The organism is Enterobacter sp. BIDMC 26, assembly GCF_000534435.1.
GTDB classification, from domain to species: domain Bacteria; phylum Pseudomonadota; class Gammaproteobacteria; order Enterobacterales; family Enterobacteriaceae; genus Enterobacter; species Enterobacter ludwigii.
This window is the reverse complement of record NZ_KI973182.1, coordinates 2,348,680-2,372,240: the sequence shown is the minus strand read 5'-3', so window position 1 is coordinate 2,372,240 and position 23,561 is coordinate 2,348,680. Positions and strand designations below refer to the sequence as shown.

22 protein-coding genes and 1 tRNA gene are annotated in these 23,561 nt (G+C 53.6%); 6 read left to right on the top strand and 17 right to left on the bottom strand.

Going from position 1 to position 23,561, the window contains the following annotated elements:
* Positions 1 to 106: 106 nt before the first annotated feature.
* A complete protein-coding gene (locus L462_RS25565; RefSeq protein ID WP_236900321.1) occupies positions 107 to 457 on the top strand; it encodes a hypothetical protein in 351 nt (116 codons plus the stop codon).
* Between the two features lie 306 nt (positions 458 to 763).
* Here L462_RS25565 and L462_RS12235 read toward each other — a convergent pair whose 3' ends face one another.
* The 5 genes from L462_RS12235 to L462_RS12255 all read right to left on the bottom strand — a co-directional run bounded on the left by L462_RS12235 (position 764) and on the right by L462_RS12255 (position 3,797).
* Positions 764 to 1,090 carry an NIPSNAP family containing protein gene (locus L462_RS12235; protein WP_032679718.1) on the bottom strand — a complete coding sequence of 109 codons (327 nt, stop codon included), beginning with the start codon at positions 1,088 to 1,090 and terminating at the stop codon, positions 764 to 766.
* Between the two features lie 124 nt (positions 1,091 to 1,214).
* Entirely contained in the window at positions 1,215 to 1,454 is a 240-nt protein-coding gene (locus tag L462_RS12240; RefSeq protein ID WP_014170944.1) for a DinI family protein, read from the bottom strand.
* 186 nt (positions 1,455 to 1,640) lie between these two features.
* Positions 1,641 to 1,717, bottom strand: a tRNA-Pro gene (locus L462_RS12245).
* 72 nt (positions 1,718 to 1,789) lie between these two features.
* Entirely contained in the window at positions 1,790 to 3,550 is a 1,761-nt protein-coding gene (gene yejM / locus L462_RS12250; RefSeq protein WP_020883177.1) for an LPS biosynthesis-modulating metalloenzyme YejM, read from the bottom strand.
* A gap of 19 nt (positions 3,551 to 3,569) precedes the next feature.
* A complete protein-coding gene (locus tag L462_RS12255) occupies positions 3,570 to 3,797 on the bottom strand; it encodes a YejL family protein (protein WP_001135586.1) in 228 nt (75 codons plus the stop codon).
* Between the two features lie 134 nt (positions 3,798 to 3,931).
* Between L462_RS12255 and yejK the strand changes: the two genes are divergently transcribed.
* Positions 3,932 to 4,939, top strand: coding sequence for a nucleoid-associated protein YejK (gene yejK / locus L462_RS12260; protein WP_032678588.1), 1,008 nt, complete (start codon positions 3,932 to 3,934; stop codon positions 4,937 to 4,939).
* Positions 4,940 to 4,993: 54 nt separating this feature from the next.
* Here the strand turns inward: yejK and rplY are convergent, their stop codons facing one another.
* A complete protein-coding gene (gene rplY / locus L462_RS12265) occupies positions 4,994 to 5,278 on the bottom strand; it encodes a 50S ribosomal protein L25 (RefSeq protein WP_014170941.1) in 285 nt (94 codons plus the stop codon).
* A gap of 125 nt (positions 5,279 to 5,403) precedes the next feature.
* Positions 5,404 to 7,164, bottom strand: a complete 1,761-nt coding sequence (locus tag L462_RS12270) for a DNA repair helicase RadD (protein ID WP_032678587.1) — start codon at positions 7,162 to 7,164, stop codon at positions 5,404 to 5,406.
* A gap of 151 nt (positions 7,165 to 7,315) precedes the next feature.
* On the opposite strand from L462_RS12270, the gene rsuA reads away from it, so the two are divergent.
* The 3 genes from rsuA to L462_RS12285 all read left to right on the top strand — a co-directional run bounded on the left by rsuA (position 7,316) and on the right by L462_RS12285 (position 9,860).
* The gene (gene rsuA / locus L462_RS12275; RefSeq protein ID WP_014170938.1) at positions 7,316 to 8,023 is read left to right on the top strand and encodes a 16S rRNA pseudouridine(516) synthase RsuA; all 708 of its coding nucleotides are present in this window, start codon (positions 7,316 to 7,318) and stop codon (positions 8,021 to 8,023) included.
* A 15-nt stretch (positions 8,024 to 8,038) separates the two neighbouring features.
* Positions 8,039 to 9,235, top strand: coding sequence for a Bcr/CflA family multidrug efflux MFS transporter (locus L462_RS12280; protein WP_014170937.1), 1,197 nt, complete (start codon positions 8,039 to 8,041; stop codon positions 9,233 to 9,235).
* 280 nt (positions 9,236 to 9,515) lie between these two features.
* The gene (locus L462_RS12285; RefSeq protein WP_014170936.1) at positions 9,516 to 9,860 is read left to right on the top strand and encodes a YejG family protein; all 345 of its coding nucleotides are present in this window, start codon (positions 9,516 to 9,518) and stop codon (positions 9,858 to 9,860) included.
* 3 nt (positions 9,861 to 9,863) lie between these two features.
* Here the strand turns inward: L462_RS12285 and yejF are convergent, their stop codons facing one another.
* The 9 genes from yejF to L462_RS12330 all read right to left on the bottom strand — a co-directional run bounded on the left by yejF (position 9,864) and on the right by L462_RS12330 (position 21,445).
* Positions 9,864 to 11,453 carry a microcin C ABC transporter ATP-binding protein YejF gene (gene yejF, locus L462_RS12290; RefSeq protein WP_032678586.1) on the bottom strand — a complete coding sequence of 530 codons (1,590 nt, stop codon included), beginning with the start codon at positions 11,451 to 11,453 and terminating at the stop codon, positions 9,864 to 9,866.
* A gap of 1 nt (position 11,454) precedes the next feature.
* On the bottom strand, positions 11,455 to 12,480 hold the full coding sequence (locus L462_RS12295) for an ABC transporter permease (protein ID WP_014170934.1): 1,026 nt from the start codon (positions 12,478 to 12,480) through the stop codon (positions 11,455 to 11,457).
* Positions 12,480 to 13,574 (bottom strand): microcin C ABC transporter permease YejB, encoded by a 1,095-nt coding sequence (locus L462_RS12300; RefSeq protein ID WP_032678585.1) that lies wholly within the window; start codon positions 13,572 to 13,574, stop codon positions 12,480 to 12,482. The genes L462_RS12295 and L462_RS12300 overlap by 1 nt, the downstream gene beginning before the upstream one ends.
* Positions 13,575 to 13,583: 9 nt before the next feature.
* Positions 13,584 to 15,389 carry an extracellular solute-binding protein gene (locus L462_RS12305; protein WP_025203632.1) on the bottom strand — a complete coding sequence of 602 codons (1,806 nt, stop codon included), beginning with the start codon at positions 15,387 to 15,389 and terminating at the stop codon, positions 13,584 to 13,586.
* Positions 15,390 to 15,466: 77 nt separating this feature from the next.
* Positions 15,467 to 17,008, bottom strand: a complete 1,542-nt coding sequence (locus L462_RS12310) for a cyclic di-GMP phosphodiesterase (RefSeq protein ID WP_020883182.1) — start codon at positions 17,006 to 17,008, stop codon at positions 15,467 to 15,469.
* Between the two features lie 127 nt (positions 17,009 to 17,135).
* Positions 17,136 to 17,705 carry a bifunctional murein DD-endopeptidase/murein LD-carboxypeptidase gene (gene mepS / locus L462_RS12315; RefSeq protein ID WP_014170930.1) on the bottom strand — a complete coding sequence of 190 codons (570 nt, stop codon included), beginning with the start codon at positions 17,703 to 17,705 and terminating at the stop codon, positions 17,136 to 17,138.
* Between the two features lie 416 nt (positions 17,706 to 18,121).
* Positions 18,122 to 18,835: a phosphatase PAP2 family protein gene (locus L462_RS12320; protein ID WP_025203633.1), complete on the bottom strand. Its 714-nt coding sequence runs from the start codon at positions 18,833 to 18,835 to the stop codon at positions 18,122 to 18,124.
* Positions 18,836 to 18,868: 33 nt separating this feature from the next.
* Positions 18,869 to 19,855 carry a CobW family GTP-binding protein gene (locus L462_RS12325; protein WP_014170928.1) on the bottom strand — a complete coding sequence of 329 codons (987 nt, stop codon included), beginning with the start codon at positions 19,853 to 19,855 and terminating at the stop codon, positions 18,869 to 18,871.
* 123 nt (positions 19,856 to 19,978) lie between these two features.
* Positions 19,979 to 21,445 carry a mannitol dehydrogenase family protein gene (locus L462_RS12330; protein WP_032678584.1) on the bottom strand — a complete coding sequence of 489 codons (1,467 nt, stop codon included), beginning with the start codon at positions 21,443 to 21,445 and terminating at the stop codon, positions 19,979 to 19,981.
* A gap of 204 nt (positions 21,446 to 21,649) precedes the next feature.
* On the opposite strand from L462_RS12330, the gene uxuA reads away from it, so the two are divergent.
* Complete coding sequence (uxuA, locus tag L462_RS12335) at positions 21,650 to 22,840, top strand: mannonate dehydratase (protein WP_032678583.1); 1,191 nt, start codon at positions 21,650 to 21,652, stop codon at positions 22,838 to 22,840.
* Between the two features lie 43 nt (positions 22,841 to 22,883).
* On the opposite strand, the gene yeiP is transcribed toward uxuA, so the two are convergent.
* Positions 22,884 to 23,456, bottom strand: coding sequence for an elongation factor P-like protein YeiP (gene yeiP / locus L462_RS12340; RefSeq protein WP_008500940.1), 573 nt, complete (start codon positions 23,454 to 23,456; stop codon positions 22,884 to 22,886).
* Positions 23,457 to 23,561: the final 105 nt, after the last annotated feature.

Genomic DNA, 23,561 nt, shown 5'->3' with positions numbered 1-23,561 from the left:
TGATGGGTTGGTTTTTGGGGGTTGTCAGTGGCTGGTGTATGGCTGGAATAGTGGCAAACCTGAAAGAAATCAGGCGACAACATGTCGAATTTGGGAAGTATTTTAAGTGAAACCCTTAAAAAAAGTGTTACTGATGAAAAAGGCTCGGTGGATATTAATCATTCTGGCAGCGGTGACTACAACAGGATGTAGCATTGCTTCTCAACCCGAAACGGATGCATTAAGCACCCGGCCTTTCATGGGGGGGAACGGTAAACGTGTTGCGGCAATGTCAGATTTTCAAATCTGCGAGGCGTTGGGCTATGCACAGGCCCACCACGAAACGAAAGTTTACAACACGCTTTCCGCATTGTTGGAGCAACGCCAACAGGCGGGCACGCTCAGGATCGCTCAGGGTGATTGCACCGCAGCAGCGCTAAACGTCATCAATGAGGAAAAGGCCAAAGTGAAACCGTAACGCATCAGGGGGGCCTAAACGGGCCCCTTTTTTTCCAGTAAGTTACATCACACCCATTTCCCTTTGCAGAAATACAAAAACAACCCGGAAGGGTTGGTTTTCAAGAATATGTTGGTCGGAAAAACGCTTCTTGGGGATGTCCTCATGTGGCTTATGAAGACATTACAAACATCGCGGTGTGTTAATCAATGGGGAGCAGGGTAGGGTTAGATATGTATCAGCTCAGACTCGTTTTGGCTGTCTCAATACACCGAACCAAACCTAATATGGCAGTAAACGCTCAATCGCGACGTAACAGATTTGGACTTACACTCGTAGCCCATCCACACTTACTCGTGGCAGATCAATTACTGTCTTAATGCTTGTTTCAATGCAGTCAATGATGGACTCACGAGGCCCGCAGCGCCAGTCTGCGCTCGCATAGAAAGAATTAAGCACCGTATTCATATTTTCAATACTTTCAAAGGCTCGAATGAGATAGTAGCAATCAAGATCGTGCAGAGAGTGACCAAACGACACCACATCGATGCCGTGGCGTTGATGTAGAGGAACGCTAATTTCTGCCATGACGTTATGAAAAAATGGTCCGGTGCCTTTGTGTAAATTGTATTGCAGTATCTCGACTGTTTTCATCATCACTGCTCCAGACGTTGGTGTATCGCACTAAGTCGATTGTCCAATGTTATTGTGTTACACAAAGGAAAATTATCAGCTAAAGTCCGCGCCAGTACATTCGATATGAGGGCTTCAAAGAAATTTATTCATTTGTAAGCCACATATCAGACTCTTCAAACATATCCTCCAGCATGCGGTTCAACTTTTCACGATCGCTTTTGCTGGCATCGCTATTGAGTCCGTTAGCCTGCATAGGCTTAACCTTCACTTCAGCATCAGGGAAGATGTTATGCACTCGCTTCGTAAGCTCGGCCAATATAATTTCTCTGGCTCCATCCAGGCCCTGAACATTTCGCTTATCGTAAACCAATTCAACAAACATAAAACCTCCGTAATAACTTCAAGTGGGGGAGGTATTTTTACTGTAAAAATATACAGCATCAAGCGTGGCGGAGTGTTTTAAGGGGGGGTTGTCGACCGTTGGTGCTGAAACTACAGGTACTAATTCCCATCAGAAATTAAGCAATAAAAAAACCAGCCATAACCGGCTGGTTTTAAAGAGTATTTTTGGTCGGCACGAGAGGATTTGAACCTCCGACCCCCGACACCCCATGACGGTGCGCTACCAGGCTGCGCTACGTGCCGACGCATAAAAAGAATACTACTCGATTCCGTTTTGAATGCAAGGGAATCTGTTGCTAACTGGTTTATAATTAATCAGTTAGCGATAAAGCGCTTCTCATCCGTCAGAACCTGCAGCAGCAGGCTCAGCTGCGGTTTTTGGTCTTTCAACCGCTCACCCTGCAGATTATACGTCTGATACTTCCCATTGTTGTTCAGCACCAGCGTCAGCGCTGGCGTAGTCACCACCAGCGTGCTCTCTCCGGCAGCCGTCACCCAGTTATGGCGGCGGGTGGCACTGAAGAGATCCTGCCCCTGTGAATATTCGTTTGCTGGCGTGCTGACGTGCAGCAGACGTTGCATCAGGGTCGTCATCACATCTTTATGTTCAGTCAGCATATTAATGCGCTGCGCCGGCGTTCCCGGCCAGTGGATCACCAGCGGAACATGCAGATTTGGACGCGACCACTCCATGCTCTTCGTCTCGTCACCCAACGGGATACCATGACCGGCCGTGACGATCACGACGGTGTTATCCAGCTTGCCAGACTCGCGCAACGCGTCGAGCACGCGGCCGATTTGTGCATCCACATCACCGGCAGCGCGGCTATAGCGGCGCGCAAAGCTTTTCTGATTCGTGTCCTCAAGGTTGGTGCCGTTTAAGGCAACCCACGAGAACCAGCGGTTATCTTCCTGGGCGTAGCGTTGCAGCCAGCTTATCCACTGACTGGCGGTCTGTTCATCTGTCTGGCTCTGTGCCGCCGGCAGTGAGAAGTCTGACAGCAGCGCCTGGCGATAGAGCGCGCTGTTAAAGCCATCCGAAGAGAATAGCCCTAACTGATAACCCTGCTGATTAAGTCCGGTGATCAGTGCCGCAGGAATACGGGCGGACAGCACGCCGTCCATGTATCCGGCTGAAATACCGTAGAACAGACCAAAGATACCCGCATCGGTCGAGTTACCGGAACTCATATGCTGTGTAAACGTCACGTTCTTACTGGCGAAATCAGCCAGAGCAGGCATCTGCTTCTCGTAACGTGAATAATTCAGTCCATCGACGGTGATTAACAGGACGTTTTGCCCGCGGCCCATATCGCGATAGCGTAGTTCGCTCAGCGGATACTGAACGCTGACCGCTTCCGGATTACCCTGTTCGACCAGACGGCGCTGATACTCCTGCGCATCCAGCAGGCCGTGTTTTTCGAGGAAACGGCGGGCCGTCATCGGATAAGAGAGCGGCAGGTTAGCGCGCTGCATGGTAATAGGGCGATAGAAGTTCGCATCCGCCCAGATATACATGATGTGCGAGCTAATAAAGGAGACGAAAAAGAGCGTCGCAACGGGCTTCGCGTAATGGCGGCGCCGGGTCAGGCTGCGCAGTTTTTGCCAGCTCCAGGTGGCAAACAGCATCTCAATAAGCAGGATCACCGGAACGCTGATAAACATCAGCTGCCAGTCACGGGCCGTTTCGTTTTGATCCGGGTTGATCACCAGTTCCCAGACGATGGGGTTGAGATGCAGGTGAAAACGGGTAAAGACTTCGCTGTCGATAAGCAGCAGCGTTATCCCCGCCGTCGCGAGGATAGCGGACAAGAAACGCATGAGCCGCTGCGACATGACGATAAACGTCAGGGGGAACAGGATCAGCAGATAGGTGGCGAAAACCAAAAAGCTAAAGTGACCCACAACGCTCATCCAGGAGTAAATACGCCCGGTTAGCGTTGTCGGCCAGTCTGCGACAAACAGATAACGACAGCCAATGACCGTCGCTAACAGAATGTTGAACAGGGCAAACCAGTGTCCCCAGCTGACCATCTGGGAGACTTTTTCACGGTAGCGCTGACGATTCGTCACCATAAACTGTTGTTCGTTTCCCTTAATGGGCCTGGTCGTCGCTGACGGAGGACTGTAACGCCTGGGCGAAAGATTTGGCGATCGCCTGACGCTGAGCCGGAGCAACGCTGGTATTGATAAGGTTGGTGACCATATTTCCCAAAACCATCAGGGAGAGATCGGTCGGCGTTTTATGTTTTTCCAGTACGTTGACCAGCTCACTGAGCAGTTGTTCAACGTGTTCATCACTGTAGCGGGAATGTTGTGGCATAAATCAAAATCAGTTTGTTGATGAAAGGGCAACATATTACCGTAGCGACAGCTTTTTTTCCCCTTTTTTATCTGTTGTTGCACACATGACCTGGTGGTGGTTGAATACCGCCCGGTCTAAAAGGAGAGTTTATCATGAGTCTGGAAATCAACCAGATTGCCTTGCACCAGCTTATCAAGCGTGATGAGCAAACCCTTGAAGTGGTGCTTCGCGATTCGTTACTGGAACCCACGGCGACCGTTGTGGAAATGATGGCGGAGTTGCACCGCGTCTACAGTGCTAAAAATAAAGCCTATGGTCTGTTCAGCGAAGGGAGCGAACTGGCTGATAGTCTTCGTCTGCAGCGTCAGGGCGAAGAGGATTTCCTGGCGTTTAGCCGCGCCGCCACCGGACGTCTGCGTGACGAACTGGCAAAATACCCGTTCGCAGACGGCGGTATCGTCCTGTTCTGTCACTATCGGTACCTGGCAGTAGAATATCTGCTGGTCACCGTGCTGAACAATTTAAGCAGCATGCGCGTGAATGAGCAGCTGGATATCAGCTCTACCCATTATCTTGATATCAACCATGCGGATATCGTGGCGCGTATCGATTTAACCGAGTGGGAAACGAACCCGGAATCGACCCGCTACCTGACCTTCCTGAAAGGCCGCGTCGGCCGTAAAGTGGCTGATTTCTTTATGGACTTCCTCGGCGCCAGCGAAGGTCTTAACGCCAAAGCGCAGAACAAAGGGCTGCTGCAAGCGGTTGACGACTTTACCGCCGAAGCGCAGCTCGATAAATCTGAGCGTCAGACCGTGCGCCAGCAGGTGTACAGTTACTGCAACGAACAGCTGCAGGCGGGAGAAGAGATTGAGCTGGAGTCGCTGTCAAAAGAGCTGGCGGGCGTCAGTGAAGTCAGCTTCCAGGAATTTACCGCTGATAAAGGCTATGAGCTCGAAGAGAGCTTCCCGGCGGATCGCAGTACGCTGCGACAGCTCACTAAATTTGCCGGTAGCGGCGGTGGGTTGACCATCAACTTTGATGCCATGCTGTTGGGTGAACGCATCTTCTGGGATCCGGCCACCGATACGCTGACCATTAAAGGCACGCCGCCGAACCTGCGCGATCAGCTTCAGCGCCGCACCTCTGGCGGGAAATAACAGGCATAAAAAAAGCCCCGCAGAAGCGGGGCTTTTTTTTCGACGTGTTTGCGATTACGCGCGAACGAAGTCGATGTGAGTGACTTTTGGCTTGAACGCGTGACGCTGAACAGCCTGAACTTTCACTTTTTCTTCTTTACCGCCAACAACGATGGTCAGAACTTCGCTGTAGAATTCAGGTTTGTTCTGCAGGTTCCACACTTTGTCGTGATCCAGTTCGATTGCAACTGGAGCAGCTTCGCCACCGTAAACGATAGCCGGGAACTTGTTAGCGTTACGCAGGCGGCGGCTCGCACCCTTACCCTGCACGTTACGTACTTCTGCTTCGATAGTAAACATTGATTTCTCTCTGTATTTTAAACCCTACTACAGGCGACCCAGCAGCAGGTGAGTGTTCTGCTTCACGGATATGAAGCGGGCGGCATTTTATACTCAAATGCCCCTCACATCAATGAAAAGTCCCCTTAACCGCGCAATTCGTTGGCGCGACGAAAACGGCCTTCGTAATCAAACACCTTTTCCCGAACCTGCCAGAACTGTCCTTTCATACGAGCCACAACAAAATCCGGGTGGCGCAGTAACACCTGCTGGCGCACGATATCGGCCACGGTTATCCAGCGCAGCGGTACACCGGGCGTACGGGTGTGCGGGCGAATAAAGAGTTGTTCGAAGGCCATACGCTGGGCAGGCGTATGTACCCTGAAGCGCTCGCTGACGTCTGCGCCGTCTTCATCGTAATAGGTGATTTTCAGCCACTCGCCTTTGTCATCCGCGCCGGGTTGCAGTGCCATACCGGAACAGCGCAGCACCAGCGCATCTTTTAACTTCAGCGCTGCTTTTAGCATGTCATCAGGATCGACCAGAACCGTATCGCATTCGCGACAGCGACGGGCGGCAATATCGTTTTCCGCATTGCACTGCGGGCAGTTTTTAAAGCGGAAACGGAAATCGCACTGTTCGCGATGTCCTTCGTCATCTTCAAACCAGCCCTGACAGCGGCGGCCAAAATGTTCAATCAGCGTGCCGTCTGCGGTGGTTTTACCCCAGAAGGTGTTGGCAAAACCACAGGCAGGACAAAAGACCTGAACGGGGACGTTGTCGCTTTTGCCTTTTGGCGTGCCGACTTCCGGAGAGTAGAGATCGTGCGGGTTACCGGCGTAATCCAGAATAAGACAGTCGGTTTTCCCGGGCGCCAGGCGCAGGCCGCGCCCCACAATCTGCTGATAAAGACTGACCGATTCGGTCGGACGTAAAATGGCAATCAGATCGACATGCGGGGCATCAAACCCGGTGGTTAACACCGACACGTTCACCAGATAGCGGAATTGTTGCGCTTTGAAGGCGTCGATCAGGCGGTCGCGCTCCGGCCCGGGCGTCTCGCCGGTGATTAAGGCCGCGTCCTCGGCGGGCAACAGCCCGGTAATTTCTCGCGCATGCTCCACGGTGGCGGCAAAGATCATGACCCCTTTGCGCGTCGCGGCGAACTCTTCTATCTGGCTAATGATATGCGGGGTAATGCGCTTTTGCTTTTTCAGCTCCTGGTTCAACTCCGCTTCGCTGAATAACCCGTTGCTCTGCGCCTGTAACCGGCTGAAATCGTACTGCACCACCGGCATGTCCAGCCGCTCGGGCGGCGTCAGGTAGCCATGCTTGATCATGTAGCGCAAAGGAAGTTCATAGATACAGTCGCTGAACAGCGCTTTCTCATCGCCGCGCACCATGCCGTGATAATGGTAGCGATAGATCCAGCCTTTACCCAGGCGAAACGGGGTCGCCGTCAGGCCAAGCAGGCGAAGGTGCGGGTTCACCTCTTTCAGGTGAGTGAGGATTTGCTGATACTGGCTGTCGTCGTCATCGCTGATGCGGTGACACTCGTCGACAATCAGCAGCGAAAATTCACTGCGAAACAGATCAAGGTTGCGGGCCACCGACTGTACGCTGCCAAAGACCACTTTGCCGTGGCTCTCTTTGCGCTTTAGCCCGGCAGCGAAAATGTCAGCTTCCAGCCCGAGCGCGCAATACTTGGCATGGTTCTGCGCCACCAGCTCTTTGACGTGGGCCAGCACCAGCACGCGTCCGCGTGCCAGACGCGCCAGTTCGGCGATCACCAGGCTTTTGCCAGCACCGGTCGGAAGCACAATGGCCGCCGGTGCCTGGTGTTTACGAAACCAGGCGAGAGTGGAGTCAACGGCTTCCTGCTGATAAGGACGAAGTGTAAAAGTCATGGGGTCTCGGTTTAGTTATTTCGCATATAGTATGCCACGAAACTTTTTCCCTTGAGTGGCGCAACCAGACCATTATACTGAGCCATTCCAGACTGCTTCTTTTTCGGACCTGTTGTCCGACTTCCAGCACCATTAAGGCTAAAAAGATTTCATGCGACTTGATAAGTTTATCGCTCAGCAACTCGGCGTAAGCCGCGCTATTGCCGGGCGTGAAATTCGCGCCAGCCGCGTTACCGTGGATGGCGACATTGTGAAAGACACTGCATTCAAACTCCAGCCTGACCATCAGGTTGAATATGACGGCAACCCGCTGACCCAACAGCACGGGCCGCGCTATTTCATGCTCAATAAGCCGGAAGGCTATGTCTGTTCTACGGACGATCCGGATCATCCAACGGTGCTTTATTTCCTCGACGAACCGGTCGCGCACAAGCTGCATGCCGCTGGCCGTCTTGATATCGACACCACCGGGCTGGTGCTGATGACCGACGACGGGCAGTGGTCACACCGTATCACGTCTCCGCGCCATCACTGTGAGAAGACGTATCGGGTGACGCTGGAGTCTCCGGTCGCGGATGACACGGCAGAACAATTTGCCAACGGCGTTCAGTTGCATAATGAAAAAGATCTGACCCGGCCTGCCGTGCTTGAAGTGATCGCGCCTACCGAGGTCCGTCTGACCATCAGTGAAGGGCGCTACCATCAGGTGAAGCGTATGTTTGCCGCGGTGGGTAACCACGTTGTCGGTCTGCATCGTGAACGTATTGGCGCAATTGAACTCGATCCTGAGCTGGCGCCCGGCGAATATCGCCCGTTAACGGAAGAAGAGATCGCCAGCGTTGGTCTGCCTTCGCATTAATTTCAGGAGAACTCTGTGACCACCAGGCCACACTCGTCGTTCAAAATCGTCTTCATTCTTGGCCTGCTGGCCATGCTGATGCCGCTGTCTATTGATATGTATCTGCCTGCACTGCCGGTTATTTCCGCGCAGTTTGGCGTACCGGCAGGCAGCGCGCAGATGACGCTCAGCACCTATATTCTCGGTTTTGCCCTCGGTCAGCTGTTTTATGGCCCGATGGCGGACAGCTTTGGCCGCAAGCCCGTTATCCTTGGCGGGACCCTGATTTTTGCAGGGGCAGCGGTGGCCTGTGCGCAGGCGCAAACCATCGATCAACTGATTGTCATGCGCTTTTTCCACGGTCTGGCGGCGGCAGCGGCAAGCGTGGTGATCAATGCCCTGATGCGCGATATCTACCCGAAAGAAGAGTTCTCCCGGATGATGTCGTTCGTGATGCTGGTGACGACGATTGCACCGCTGGTGGCCCCTATGGCCGGCGGTGCGGTGCTGGTATGGTTCAGCTGGCATGTGATTTTCTGGATCCTGGCGCTTGCCGCGCTGCTGGCCTCGGCAATGATCTTCTTCTTTATTGATGAAACGCTACCCGCGGAGCGCCGACAGAAGTTCCACATCCGAACCACAATGGGGAATTTCGCCTCACTGTTTCGCCATAAGCGCGTGCTGAGCTATATGCTGGCGAGCGGTTTCAGCTTCGCCGGGATGTTCTCATTCCTGAGCGCCGGGCCGTTTGTCTATATCGAACTGAACCATGTTTCTCCGCAGCACTTCGGTTATTACTTTGCGCTCAACATCGTCTTCCTGTTCATTATGACCATCATTAACAGCCGCTTTGTCCGCCGAGTCGGGGCGTTGAACATGTTCCGCGCCGGGCTTTGGATCCAGTTTGTGATGGCTATCTGGCTGGTGCTGAGTGCTTTTACAGGCGTGGGCTTCTGGGCGCTGGTGGTGGGGGTTGCGGCCTTCGTCGGCTGCGTGTCGATGGTTTCCTCCAATGCGATGGCGGTGATCCTCGACGAATTCCCGCATATGGCAGGCACCGCCTCGTCGCTGGCCGGAACATTCCGCTTTGGCATCGGCGCCATCGTCGGGGCGTTACTGTCGATGGCCACGTTTAATACGGCCTGGCCGATGCTGTGGGCGATGGCGTTTTGTGCAACCAGCTCCATTCTTTTCTATCTCTACGCCAGTCGGCCGCGAAAGGTGGCCAGCTAACGCGCAAATAAGGCCCAGTCAGGGCCTTTTTTGTTGACACACATCAACCAAAGCTGCGTTCGTTTACCCTGTGTTTGTTTCTTTTATGTAAAATCTATTTGTGTAAAAAGTCACATCATTGTATTTAAAAAGGTTGAGTTAGATCGCAGAAACGGGTACATATAGCGCCGACGCGAGCCTGAACACCTATAAAAAAGCGCCGAATAGTGCAGGCTGGCGATGATGTGTTACTATAAATGTAAATAAATTGTGAAGTAAATTTTGCTTCCGGGGAAAGAACGTGAATACATTACAACTCTCCATAGTCCATCGCTTGCCCCAGAGCTATCGCTGGTCGGCGGGTTTTGCAGGTTCGAAAGTTGAACCGATTCCGCAAAGCGTCGCGGGTTGCGAGAATTGTCTGGTTGCACTTAAGTTGCTGAGCCCGAGCGACGAAAATGCATGGCGAGTCATGGAGCGTCTCAGCGAGGCCCTGACGGATATTGAAGTGGACAGCTCCGTACTGGAGTGTGAAGGTGAACCCTGCCTGTTCGTGAAAAGCCAGGATGAATTTGCCGCGACCTGCCGTCTGAAAAACTTTGGTGTTGCTATCGCTGAGCCTTTCTCGGGCCAGTATCCTTTCTGAGCGCTAGTCTGCGGACAACAGCTGGCGCGTGTAGCTCTGCGTTGGCGCAGCAAATACGCGCTGGCACTCTCCCTGCTCGACCACTTCTCCCTGTCGCAACACAATCACCTGATGGCATAACGCCCGCACAACCTGTAAATCATGGCTGATAAAGATATAGGCCAGCCTGTGCTTTTCCTGCAATCCTTTCAGTAATGCCAGGATCTGAGCCTGAACGGTTCTGTCCAGCGACGATGTCGGTTCATCCAGAATGATCAGCTCCGGTTTGAGGATCAGCGCGCGGGCAATGGCGATACGCTGGCGCTGACCGCCGGAAAATTCAGCCGGGTAGCGGTGTCGGGTATCCGGATCTAAGCCAACTTCTGCCATAACGCGTATCACTTCTTCTTCCCGCTGCCGGACGGTCAATGCCGGCTGATGAACGCGCAGACCCTCTTCGACAATCTGTAAGACGTTCAGCCGTGGGTTAAGCGAGGAGTTTGGATCCTGAAACACAACCTGCATGCGGGGACGAACGGGCAACATCTGGCGACGGTTCCAGTTGTGCAGCGGCATACCGTCAAAGAGGATCTTACCCTGCGAGGCGATTAAGCGCAGCAGTGCCAGGCCGGTGGTGCTTTTTCCCGAACCGGACTCGCCCACCAGCCCCAGCGATTCGCCCGGACGCAGGGAAAAATGGATATTTTTCAATACCGGATTCTGGTCGACAATGCGCCGCAGAATCCCTTTGCGAACAGGAAACGACACGCCCAGCCCCTCAACGCGCAGCAACGGCGCGCTGTCAGCCGGCAGGGGAACCGGGTCACCCGTGGGCTCGCTATCAAGCAGACGCTGCGTATAGGGGTGCTGAGGCGCTTTCAGCAGGGTGGCTGCGGTGTTCTGCTCGACGCAGCGTCCGTTTTGCATCACGGCGACGCTGTCGGCGAGCTTTCTCACAATGCTGAGGTTATGGGTGATAAACAGCAGGCTCATGTTCAGTTCGTCACGCAGCTCCCGCAGCAGCCGCAGAATTTGCGCCTGCACCGTCACGTCCAGCGCGGTGGTGGGCTCATCGGCAATCAACAGTTCGGGTCGCGTGAGCAGGGCCATCGCAATCATCACCCGCTGACGTTCGCCGCCGGAAAGCTGATGGGGGAAATCGTTCAGCCGTTTTGCGGCATTGCGAATGCCGGTTCGTTCAAGACAATCCAGAATCTCCCCCCGCGCCGCCTCTTTGCGCATGCCCCGGTGCAGGGACAGCACTTCATAAAGCTGTTTTTCCAGCGTGTGCAGCGGGTTAAGGGAGACCATCGGCTCCTGGAAAATCATGGCAATGTTATTGCCGCGAATTCCGCGCAGGGTTTTTTCATCGGCATGCAGCAGCGAGCGACCGTGAAACAGAATGTCGCCTTGCGGATAGCTGACGGGCGGAGACGGAAGCAGGCGCAGGATCGACAGTGCCGATACGCTCTTGCCAGAGCCTGACTCGCCTACCAGCGCCAGCGTTTCGCCGCGCTGGATCTGCAGCGACAACTCCGTGACCACGGTACGCACCTCATCCTGTTTCGAAAAGGCAATCGACAGGTTATCAATACTGAGAAGGGGCTGCGTCATCTTATACCGCCTTGTTGGGATCAAAAGCATCGCGCACGGCTTCGCCAATAAAAATCAGCAGTGAAAGCAGCACGGCCACGGCAAGAAAGGCGGTGATGCCTAACCACGGTGCCTGCAGGTTGTTCTTGCCCTGCAGCAGTAGCTCGCCGAGCGACGGGGAACCGAGAGGGAGCCCGAAGCCAAGGAAATCAAGCGAGGTGAGGGTAGTGATGGAACTGCACAGAATAAACGGCAGGAAGGTGAGGGTCGCTACCACGGCGTTAGGAAGCATATGGCGGAAAATGATCCCGCGGTCGCTCACCCCCAGCACTTGGGCAGCGCGAATGTAATCGTAATTACGGGTGCGCAGGAATTCCGCCCGCACCACACCTACCAGCGCCATCCAGCCGAAGATGACGGTAATGCCTAACAGCCACCAGAAGTTTGGCTGTACCACGCTTGAAAGCAGAATGATCAGAAACAGCGTCGGCATGCCTGACCAGACTTCAATAAAACGTTGGCCCCACAGGTCGATTTTCCCGCCGTAGTAGCCCTGAACGGCACCTGCTACCACACCCATCACGCTGGAAAAGACGGTCAGCATCAGCCCAAAGAGGATCGAGATCCGCGTGCCGTAGAGGATGCGTGCCAGCACATCGCCACCGTTGGCATCCGTTCCCAGCCAGTTTTGCGCGGAAGGCGGGGAAGGGAAGGGGGTGGTGGTCGCAAAGTTAATGCTGTTTGCGCCAAAACGCACCGGCGCCCAGAGTGCCCAGCCGTGCTGTTCAATTTGCTGGCGAAGCCACGGATCCTGATATTCAGCGGGCGTCGCAAACGGGCCACCAAAATCGCTTTCGCTGTATTGGGTGAGAACGGGCACATACCAGCGGTCGTTAAAGTGCACCAGCAGCGGTTTATCGTTGGCAATCAATTCCGAACACATGCTTAAGACAAACAGGACGGCAAAGATCCACAGCGACCAGTAGCCGCGGCGGTTGTGGCGAAAACGGGCCCATCGGGCCTGGTTGACGGGGCTTAAACGCGGCATCAGCGGCCCTCAAAATCAATTCGGGGATCAACCAGCGTATAGCTGATATCGCTGATGATATTCAGCAGCAGGCCAATCAGGGTGAAGATATAAAGTGTGCCAAACATGACCGGATAATCGCGCGACACGGTGGCTTCATATCCCAGCAAGCCCAGTCCATTGAGGGAGAACATCACCTCTATCAGCAGCGAGCCGGTAAAAAACATACTGATGAACGTGGCAGGAAATCCGGCAATCACCAGCAGCATGGCGTTGCGAAAGACATGTTTCCACATGATCTGCTTTTCGCCGACGCCCTTCGCACGGGCAGTCACAACGTACTGTTTACGGATTTCATCGAGAAAGGCGTTTTTGGTCAACATGGTCAGGGCCGCAAAGCCGCCAATGACGGTCGCAAGCACCGGCAACGTGATGTGCCAGAAATAATCGGAGATCTTCTTGTACCAGGGCAGGGTGCTGAAATCCGCTGACACCAGCCCCCGCAGCGGAAAGATATCGAAATAGCTGCCACCGGCAAAAAAGACAATCAACAGAACGGCAAACAGAAACGCCGGAATGGCATAGCCGATGATGATAAACGTGCTGCTCCAGACATCGAAGCGGCTGCCGTTGTGAACCGCTTTACGGATCCCCAGGGGGATAGAGACGAGATAAATAATCAACGTTCCCCACAGCCCCAGGGTAATCGACACCGGCAGACTTTGCTTAATCAATGTTAAAACCGACGCGCTGCGAAACAGGCTGTCGCCAAAATCAAAGCGGAGGTAGTCCCAGAGCATGTTGAAATACCGCTCGTGAAGCGGTTTGTCGAAGCCATAACGATGGGTGATCTCGGCGATGACTTCCGGATCCAGGCCACGTCCGCCGCGATAATGGCTTTCACTGATATTTCCCAGGCCGGTGCGGGCATGGCTCGCGCCCATTCCTTCGCCACCGCCGCCAGGCATGCCGCCGCTGTTGCCAAATTCAATGGCTGCAATAGCCTGGTCGACCGGGCCGCCGGGCGCGATTTGCACAATAAAAAAGTTAATCGTGATGATTGCCCAGAGGGTCGGGATAATCAGCAGGAGACGGCGGATCAGATACGCACCCATGATGATTCCTTATCGCCGCTCAGCGGGAAGTCTGGCGGCTTTGTTAACGTCATACCACCAGGTGTCGAAGCCCAGTGAATAGACAGGGCGTACGGCAGGCTCGGAGAACTTGTCCCAGCGCGCAAGCCGGTCTTCGCCCATATACCACATTGGCAGCATGTAGTAATTCCAGGTTAAGACCCTGTCGAGGGCGCGTCCCAGCGGCAAGAGTTTTTCTTTATCACCCTGCGCCGCCACGATTTTCGCAATCAAGGCATCAATCGCCGGGCTTTTCACCCCCGGCGCATTGTAGGAGGAGTCGATATAGCTGGATGCCCAGGAGATTTGCAGATCCGAACTGGGCCACGGCTGCGCGGGCCACAGGGTTTGCATCATGTCGTAATCACGGCTGCGTTTGCGGTTGGTGAGCTGCGCGTTGTCGACCTGGCGAATGTTCATGGTAATCCCCAGCCGTTCAAGATTGTGCTTAAACGGCAGCACCCACTGATCGTTGCTTCCGGACGCAAGCAGCAGCTCAAAGCTTAACGGTTTGCCCGTTCTGGAATCGACGCGTTTTTGATTCTTCAGTGGCCAGCCTGCGTCATCCAGCAGTTTACTGGCTTTAAGCAGGTTGTCGCGATCGTAGCCGTCACCCTTTGACGCCGGAGGCTGAAATACCGTCGTGAACACCTCCGGCGGCAGTTCTGCTTTTAGCGGTGCCAGCAGGACAAGTTCGTCCGCTTTTGGGTAATCGCGAGCGGCATATTCAGTGTTCTGGAAATAGCTATTTGCCCGGCTGTAAGCGCCGTAAAATAGCGCTTTGTTCATCCATTCAAAATCAAAGGCCAGGGTAATGGCTTCCCGCACCCGACGGTCAGTAAATACCGGACGCTGAATATTAAACGCCAGCCAGCGCGTATCCTGAGCGGACGCGTTTTTATGCTCGTCTTTAACGATATACCCGTTAGCGAAGTTTTTGCCGATATACCGTGTCGCCCAGTTTTTAGCGCTGCTCTCCACGCGCATATCGAACGCACCAGCTTTGAAGGCTTCAAATGCCACGTTATCGTCAAGGTAGTAATCGTAGCGAAGGGTATCAAAATTCCAGCGGCCACGGTTTACCGGCAGGTTTGCCGCCCAGTAGTCTTTGACCCGGGAATAGACAACATACTGCCCCATGCGCCAGTCGGTGATGCGGTAAGGGCCACCCGCCAGCGGGGGTGTGGAGAGCGGGTCGCTAAGTTTGTGATCTTTCCAGAACGATTCAGGCATCACGGGCAGGGAGAACAGGCTGAGCATGTTCTCTTTATTCGGCTCACTCAGCTCAATACGCACCGTGAGCGGGGCAATGGCTTTGACCGTCACGCCTTTGTAGACAATGCGGAACTGGGGAACGCCCTCAGTCATAAATTTGTGAAATGTGAAGGCAATGTCGCTGGCTTTGACCGGCGTCCCATCGTGAAAACGCGCCCGTGGGTTAATCGAAATTTCCGCCCACGCAAAGTTATCCGCGTAACGCACGTTGTCCGCAATCAGCGGGTAGTAACTGCCGGGTTCATCATCAGACGTAACAAACAACGTATCGTAGAGCGATTCTGTTCGCGCTGCCGCCACGCCGCGCAGGGCGAAGCGGTTGAAGTTGTCGAACGTCCCCGTGGCGGAGAGGGTCACGTTTCCGCCTTTTGGCGCGGCAGGATTGACGTAATCAAAGTGCGTAAAATTGACCGCGTACTTTGGCTCACCAATCACAGAGAACGCGATGTTCTCTTTGATGGTTTGCGCCTGGCTGGACAGGCTCGTTAATGCCAACAGCAGCAACATAAAGCGCATAAGCATCTCGCGGCGGCTCCCTTTCGACTGACCGGCTCAGTTAAGCTGAATAATAAGTGACGTCACGGGCAATGTGAAATCATTCAACGTTCAGGCTGCCATTGGCGGAACTGCTCCAGCGGCATCGGGCGGCTAATCCAGTAACCCTGAAGGAAAACAACGCCATGTTCGCGCAGCCAGGCTGCCTGCTCCGGCGTCTCCACCCCTTCGGCGACGGTCGACATATTCAGTCGTCTTGCCAGGGTGAGTACGGCATCAAGCACCGGGGAGGTGACGGTTTCCGTCCCGATCGCGTTGACAAAACCCCGGTCAATTTTGATGTAATCCATGGTGAAACGCTCAAGGTAAATCAGCGCACTGTGGCCGGTACCAAAATCATCAATCGCAATTTCAAAGCCTTCATTGTGCAGCCATTCGAAAAGATTGTTGGCTTCCCGATGGTTAACCATGTCGCGTTCGGTGATTTCCAGCACGATCTGGAAATGATCCGGCGGCATTAAGTCCAGGAAAGTGCGCATATCCTCTTTGAAGCTTTCTGCATGCAGATGCCCCGGCGCAATGTTAATGCCCAGTTTTGCGCCCGGCGGCAGAAGGGTCTGTAATACCGGCGCGTCGCGAATGATGAGGTCAAAGAGATGCAGCGTCAGCGGCACAATCAGCTTCTGCGCTTCGGCGAAGTTGATAAAGGCATCAGGCGGAATTTCCCCCATCGTCGGGTGTTTCCAGCGCATCAGGACTTCGACACCACGCATTTGCAGCGTCTCGGCATCCACAACAGGCTGATACACCACATAAAACTGGCCGCGTTTAATGGCGCTCAGGATCTCTTTGCCTGGGTTAAGACGCGTAGTGAGGATATAGAAATTAAGCGAGCCGGCCGCGATCCCGCAGACCAGTCCAAAGAACACCGCGAACAGGATTTCATCGCTCGTCCACTCTTCGGCGTACAGTTTGATCGTCAGCGGAACCTCTTTTAGGGTCGCGGTACGCGCCGGCGTTTCATGTAAATCCTGTGCCTTCACCAGTGTGGCGGACCTGGTCGACAACGCATTGTCGCCAATGATGATAGCAATACCCGCGAACTCGTTCTGGCGTGCGGTATAAAGCATGTACGGAGTCAGGTTGATGTTTACCGAAGTAAACACGCCGCCGTCCTTCACCAGCGGATTTCGATACCAGATGGCAATCGCGGGTCTGTGCGGCATCATCGGTGTACCCGGCAGTAACGCCATATCAATCTGTTTATCGATGTGCAGCTCGGGTATCAGCTCTTCCATCGGGACGTTCATCGGACCGGTGGCTGAAGAGCAGTACGCCAGTTTATCCCTGACCAGCAAAAAGGCGCGCACGTTAAGGCTAAAGGCCGCGCGAGAGGTCAGCTCAGCGTTGACGTCGTGGCAGCTGTTCAGCGTGAGCGGCTGAAGGAGATCGATAGAGCTTTTTAACTCATCGAAGTAGCTTTCCATGTAGATGCTCACGTCGTCAATCAGGGTGTCGAATCTGACTTCCCGCTTGTGGTAGCTCCAGAAAAATTGCAATGAACCCAGGAGCAGGGCTGTGATCAGGCCGGTGATAAGGCTGAGGAAAAGTATCTTGCGATTACTGGAGAAGTAGCGGGTGAACATAGACGTCGTGGTTCCTGGATTGCCGCTGAATGTATTCAGTGTAACGGGCAAAAAAAAACACCGCCGAAGCAGTGCTTTTTTTTATCATATCGCCGGCCAAGGGATAACCAACGATACAATGATTATTTTAACTGCGGGTCAGTACGCGGCGCGCTTCGTTATAGCGCTTCTTCCAGTAAGGTTCGTTCATGCTGGAAATGGTCACACCGCTGCTGGTGGAGGCATGTACAAACTGGTCATTGCCAATGTAGATGCCAACATGTCGACCTGTCGAACCCGCACGGAACAGGACTAAATCCCCGGTGCGCAGTTTAGTGCGTGAAATCGACTTGCCCATCTCCTGCTGTTCGTAAGTTGAACGCGGAAGATCTAACCCAAACTGCTCACGGAAAGTACGCTGTACGAAACCGGAACAATCAATGCCTTTTTTGGTGCTGCCGCCAAGACGATAACGCACGCCTTTCCAGTCAGCATACTGGTCCATAATACGGGACTTCACGTCCAGATTACGTACCATATTTTCAAATTCATCCTGAGAGGCTTGCAGTGACGAGGAATCTTCCATTCCCACAACACGCGTCTCAGGATGCATATTCTTTGCGGTGTTCGATGTACTACATGCAGATAACAGTACCGCCACTGCTATCGCCGGGATCCCCCGTAAGATATATCTCAAAATCGGTTGAGATTTGACCATTTTGTTTATTATCCCTTGAAGTCCTTAACGACAAATATCGTTATAAAAAATGCCAAACGTGACGAGACTAATTATCTGTTCACAATGAGACAATTCTTTCTGATCACATTTGTGGCGTAGCGCACAAATTTATTCACCAGCGAAATAATTATCTCTATGGGGCAAAACGAGTTCGAGATTAACCGATTGCCTGGGGTATTGCGAGCAAAAAAAGCCTTTTTTTTATAAGAAATTGTGATACAGAAAGTAAAAATTGATAATTGTTCAAAAAACGCACGATAAAGGTTAAAAACCGTGCAACACATTCATTTTTATCACGAATATTGTGACGAAATGATGACGGGAGGGGGCGGAAGGAGAGAAAAATACATCAAGGATCAAAACGATCCCTGATGCATAGTGTTAATTAAGGTTAATTATTGGTTTCTGATTTGTTGCGTTTTGCCGGGGAGGTAGCGATCGAACACGGCTATTATCTTGTCGCTCAGCGGTGTCATCAGACACCACGGCAGCGCAACCAGCACAGAAGAGAGCGAACCGACAGCAATATCAGTAAACCAGTGAGCGCCAATCATTACCCGTGGGAAGGCAAAAACCACAAAAATAATCAGGGCTATCGCAAAGGCTTTTCGGCCGAAATAGCGGAGCATCACGCCGGAAAAAATAAGCAGCATCATTCCGTGATCGCCCGGGAAACTGGCCTTCGACGCATCTTTCGTTGGAATATGCAGCAGCTCGCTGACGCGATAAATATCGGGGAAGAAGAGCGTTGGGCTGGAACGCTTAACCGGAATAATGGCCGTTGCCAGCTGGTTAATTACCACCGCAAGCAGCAACATCATCAAACCAATAATCAGAATACGGCGGCGTCCTGTTTTGTCCTCTTTCAGCCAGAAAGAGAGCATCAGGCCGCCCATCGCCAGCAGCGAGCAGCCGTCAAAGGCGCGGTTATTCGTGATAGCAACCAGCCACAGGAAGGCTTCGCTCTTCACCAGTTCCTGGTTGAAGAAGTGAAAAATGGCAGAATCCAGCGGAAACCAGACACCATGATTCGCCGGGATATACCAGGAGAAAAAGAGCGCCAGACCGGCGACATTAAGCAGTAATATCAGGGGAAGTCGAGTCGTCATAACATTCAGCATAGAGTGAAATCTGGGGCAACGTTAGCCGCCCAAACTTAAACGAAGCTTCAACAGGCTGGACTGCAGGGCATTCCAGTCGGCGTTAACCGCACTAATTAACTCTATTCGGCTATCAGGTGGCGCCACATTTTGCGTTTCGATAAAGAAATCTTCGCCCTGACGGTTGATCCGCACCAGCCCGTCCGGTGTGCGCATGATCCCTTTAACACGATCGACCGGAGCCAGTCTGGCCCATTCGAGTATGCCGATGGTGTCGAATACGGTATCCGCATCGAAAATCCATCCGCAGGCCTGATAGCCCTGGCCGCTGTTAAGGTTACGACGCCAGCGCTGGTGCTCCGGCAGACTCAGGGCAGCCAGACCCTGTTTTTGCGGATGGCTGTGGGCATGTTCCGCGCTTGCCGGGAGCGCCGCCAGGTTCAGGCGAGGCAGGTCAAGCAGGGCGTTATCAATTTTCCCCTGGGTGGTCTGCACCCGCTGACGGTTGCCACCGAAGTGCTGCCACCATGTCTCCAGCGCGGACTGGCTTTCCGCCGTTGCGCGATCCTCTTTATTGGCGACGATAATATCTGCCGAGGCGAGCTGGTCGCGGAAGTTCTCGTTGGTCACGGCTTTTTCATCCAGCAGCTGACGGGGGTCCAGCAGGCACAGCGTGGCACGCAGATCGATCCACGGCTCGTAGACCGGTGCGGTCAGTAAATCGAGAATTTGCTTCGGATGACCCAGCCCGGTCGGTTCAATCAGCAGACGGTCTGGTTTGCCCTGACGCAGCAGCGTATTCAGCCCGACCTGCATCGGCAGACCATTTACGCAGCACATGCAGCCACCGGGGATCTCTTTGATCATCGCGCCGCTGTCTGCCAGTAATGCGCCATCAATACCCACTTCGCCAAATTCATTGACCAGTACGGCCCATTTTTCTGCCGGATCCTTATTGGCCAGCAGGTGGAGAATTGAGGTGGTTTTACCGCTGCCGAGAAAACCGGTAATGAGGTTGGTTTTGGTCACGTGCGCTCCAGTCGATAATTGTGATGCTATAACAATTATCCATCATCCTGGCGAAAAACGGGCGCAATGAGAAGGGGGAGGGCGAACGGAGGCAATCGCCGTTCGCCTTAAGCGCAATAATCGCTAAATATTTAACGTTTCGATAACAGCCTGACGCGCGCCATGGCGGGCGATGCGCTGATAGGCCTGGCTGATGGCCTCCACGAAAATGCTATTTTGTGCGAGATCGTGACCAAAGATTTCACTCAGCCCCAGCAGGGCGTTGACGCGCTCAGCGTCGCTGCTGGCTGCAACAAGGGTGCGGATTTTATCGCTCAGCGGATCGCGCACATCAATTGCGTCGCCACGCTCGTCGGTTCCGCTGACGTAGCGGATCCAGCCTGCAACGCCCAGGGCCAGCAGCGGCCACGCGGTTTTACGTTCAAGATGGATGCGGATCCCATCCAGCATGCGTTGCGGCAATTTCTGGCTTCCGTCCATCGCAATTTGCCAGGTCCGGTGCTGCAGTGCCGGATTGGCAAAGCGTTCAAGCAGGCTATCGGCATAAGCCGTGAGGTCGACATCCTTAATACGCAGCGTAGGAGCCTGCTCATTCAGCATTAACCGACGTGCGGCTTCGCGAAAAGCGGTGTCTTCCATACATTCGTTGATGTGCGCATACCCGGCGAGGTAGCCCAGATACGCGAGGAAAGAGTGGCTGCCGTTGAGCATGCGCAATTTCATCTGTTCCCACGGCAGCACGTCCTGCACCATTTGTACACCAGCCACTTCCCATGCCGGGCGTCCGGCAACAAAGTTGTCTTCCACTACCCACTGAATAAACGGTTCGCAGCTGATAGCACAAGGATCTTCTACTCCAAGCTCTTTCGTGATTTCTGCCAGCGACGCCTCGGTCGCGGCAGGGACAATTCGGTCGACCATGGTCCCCGGAAAGCTCACATGTGAATTAATCCACTCTGCCAGCGCCGGGTCGCGTTTCTGGGCCATCCCTAGTACCGCGTTTTTCACCACATGGCCGTTATCAGGGATGTTGTCGCAGGAGAGGACGGTAAAAGCGGACAAACCGCGTTCACGGCGGCGGTGGAGCGCCTCGACCAGGATCCCGGGTGCGGAGTGCGGTTCAGACGGGTTCTCCAGATCGTGAACGATCCGGGGGTTGTGCAAATCCAGATTACCGGTGGCGGGATCGATGCAATAACCTTTCTCTGTGATGGTGAGCGACACAATGGCGACCTGAGGTTCACAAAATTTCTCAATGATGGCAGGCAGAGAATCCAGTTTTGCGTTCAGACATTCATGGACGGCACCGACGATAATCGGCTGGTTTCCCTCCGCCCCTTTTTCCAGCACGGTGAAGAGATGATCCTGTGCGCGCAACTGGCTCATCAGCACGTCGCCGCTGAAGAGGCTAATCTCACAAATACCCCAGTCGCCGCCTTTCTCATTCAGCACCCGGTTTGTTAACAAGGCCTGATGCGCGCGGTGAAATGCGCCGAAGCCAAAATGGACGATGCGAGAGCGTAACTGCTTACGATCGTAGCGAGGGAGCTGGACATGGGCAGGAAGCGAGGTGGAGGCAATTGTCTTCATGAAATACACACCTGATTAACCATTAATTAACAACGCCAGTGTAAAGTTATATGACAGCAAATAAAATTGGTGAGCCGTAAATATCCCCGAAGTGTGAGTTTGATCAATCAATGTGTGGCGGTGTGTTGACCCTTTACGGCAAACATGTATGGTAGTCGTCATCGTAGTCATCCATATTGGTATAACAACTTTAGAGGTGAGGCAATGGAACAGACCTGGCGTTGGTACGGGCCGAACGATCCGGTTTCTCTTGATGATGTGCGTCAGGCTGGCGCAACGGGTGTCGTGACGGCGCTGCATCACATTCCTAATGGTCAGGTATGGCCGATTGAAGAAATCAAAAAGCGTCAGGCGCTGCTGGCGGAAAAAGGCCTGACCTGGTCTGTGGTGGAAAGCATCCCGGTTCACGAAGATATCAAAACCCATTCAGGTGATTATCAGACCTGGATTGCCAACTACCAGCAGAGCATTCGTCACCTGGCGGCCTGCGGTATTGATACTGTTTGCTATAACTTCATGCCCATTCTTGACTGGACGCGCACCGATCTTGAGTACACGTTGCCGGACGGCTCAAAAGCGCTGCGTTTCGATCAGATTGCCTTTGCCGCATTTGAGCTGCACATCCTGAAACGTCCTGGTGCAGAAGCCGATTACACGGCTGAAGAGCAGCAGCAGGCGCTCGCGTGGTTTAACGCAGCCAGTGACGCCGAGATTGAAAAGCTGACCCGCAATATTATTGCTGGCCTGCCGGGCGCTGAAGAGGGCTATACGCTGGATCAGTTCCGCGCGCGACTGGCGGAATACGGGAATATTGATAAAAACCAGCTGCGTGAAAACATGGCGTTTTTCCTGCGCGCTATCGTACCGGTAGCGGAAGAAGCGGGCGTACGCCTGGCTGTGCACCCGGACGATCCTCCGCGTCCTATTCTCGGTTTACCGCGAATCGTGTCCACGATTGAAGATATGCAGTGGCTGAAAGAGACCGTGGACAGTATCTATAACGGATTCACCATGTGTACCGGCTCTTACGGCGTGCGTGCGGATAACGATCTGGTGCAGATGATTGAAACCTTCGGCGATCGTATTCACTTCACGCATCTGCGTGCGACCTGTCGTGAGGATAATCCAAAAACCTTCCATGAAGCAGCGCACCTGGGCGGCGATGTGAATATGGTCGCGGTAGTGGATGCGATTCTGGCGGAAGAGGTACGTCGTAAGCACGCGGGTGACGTTCGTCCTATCCCGTTCCGTCCCGATCATGGTCACCAGATGCTGGACGATCTGCGTAAGAAAACGAACCCAGGTTATTCGGCGATTGGTCGTCTGAAAGGCATGGCGGAAGTGCGGGGCGTTGAGCTGGCGCTGAAGATGACGAAATACCCGGAACTGCTGTAACGTCTGTTGCCCGGTGGCGTTGTGCCACCGGGCGAATAGCGCATTAGTCTGCGCGACCCATATAGCGTTTTTCTTCAATATGGATGCGGATTTTCTCGCCCGCGGAGAGGTATTCTGGCACCTGCACCACCAGACCGGTCGTCAGGGTTGCTGGTTTGTTGCGGGCACTTGCGGATGCACCTTTGATGCCCGGAGCCGTTTCCACGATTTCCAGATCCACGGTCTGCGGCAGCTCCAGCGCCAGCAGCACGCCATCCCAGGTCAGAACCTGCATGTCAGGCATCCCGCCTTCAGGAATAAAGAGGAGTTCTTCTTCAATCTGATCTTTGGTGAAGATATACGGGGTGTAATCTTCTTTATCCATGAACACGTATTCGTTGCCATCAATGTAGGAAAAATCAACATAGCGGCGGGTCAGGGTCACGGTATCAACGATATCGTCACCTTTAAAACGTTCTTCCACTTTCAGACCGGTACGCACATCGGCGAAACGCATTTTGTACAGCGTTGCTGCACCACGGGCGCTCGGGGCCTGAATATCGATATCTTTCACAATCAGCAGCTTGCCGTTGTAATTCAGTACCATACCTTTCTTAATTTCGTTCGCTCTTGGCATTGCAGTAATCCTGTTTACGGGTGGTAAAAAATATCGCGCCAAATTACTCGTGCTCGGCCTTTCAGGCAAGCGGAATTCGTGGCTTTTGCTATCAATACACAAAAG

Coding starts and splice junctions, on each gene's coding strand:
- yejF (WP_032678586.1), bottom strand. CDS start 11,453: ATGACGCAGCCCCTTCTCAGTATTGATAACCTGTCGATTGCCTTTTCG.
- yejK (WP_032678588.1), top strand. CDS start 3,932: ATGAGTCTGGAAATCAACCAGATTGCCTTGCACCAGCTTATCAAGCGT.
- L462_RS12310 (WP_020883182.1), bottom strand. CDS start 17,008: ATGTTCACCCGCTACTTCTCCAGTAATCGCAAGATACTTTTCCTCAGC.
- L462_RS12300 (WP_032678585.1), bottom strand. CDS start 13,574: ATGGGTGCGTATCTGATCCGCCGTCTCCTGCTGATTATCCCGACCCTC.
- L462_RS12320 (WP_025203633.1), bottom strand. CDS start 18,835: ATGACGACTCGACTTCCCCTGATATTACTGCTTAATGTCGCCGGTCTG.
- L462_RS12295 (WP_014170934.1), bottom strand. CDS start 12,480: ATGCCGCGTTTAAGCCCCGTCAACCAGGCCCGATGGGCCCGTTTTCGC.
- yejM (WP_020883177.1), bottom strand. CDS start 3,550: ATGGTGACGAATCGTCAGCGCTACCGTGAAAAAGTCTCCCAGATGGTC.
- L462_RS12255 (WP_001135586.1), bottom strand. CDS start 3,797: ATGCCACAACATTCCCGCTACAGTGATGAACACGTTGAACAACTGCTC.
- L462_RS12305 (WP_025203632.1), bottom strand. CDS start 15,389: ATGCTTATGCGCTTTATGTTGCTGCTGTTGGCATTAACGAGCCTGTCC.
- mepS (WP_014170930.1), bottom strand. CDS start 17,705: ATGGTCAAATCTCAACCGATTTTGAGATATATCTTACGGGGGATCCCG.
- yeiP (WP_008500940.1), bottom strand. CDS start 23,456: ATGCCAAGAGCGAACGAAATTAAGAAAGGTATGGTACTGAATTACAAC.
- uxuA (WP_032678583.1), top strand. CDS start 21,650: ATGGAACAGACCTGGCGTTGGTACGGGCCGAACGATCCGGTTTCTCTT.
- L462_RS12270 (WP_032678587.1), bottom strand. CDS start 7,164: ATGACTTTTACACTTCGTCCTTATCAGCAGGAAGCCGTTGACTCCACT.
- L462_RS12240 (WP_014170944.1), bottom strand. CDS start 1,454: ATGTTTGTTGAATTGGTTTACGATAAGCGAAATGTTCAGGGCCTGGAT.
- L462_RS12330 (WP_032678584.1), bottom strand. CDS start 21,445: ATGAAGACAATTGCCTCCACCTCGCTTCCTGCCCATGTCCAGCTCCCT.
- rplY (WP_014170941.1), bottom strand. CDS start 5,278: ATGTTTACTATCGAAGCAGAAGTACGTAACGTGCAGGGTAAGGGTGCG.
- L462_RS12235 (WP_032679718.1), bottom strand. CDS start 1,090: ATGAAAACAGTCGAGATACTGCAATACAATTTACACAAAGGCACCGGA.
- rsuA (WP_014170938.1), top strand. CDS start 7,316: ATGCGACTTGATAAGTTTATCGCTCAGCAACTCGGCGTAAGCCGCGCT.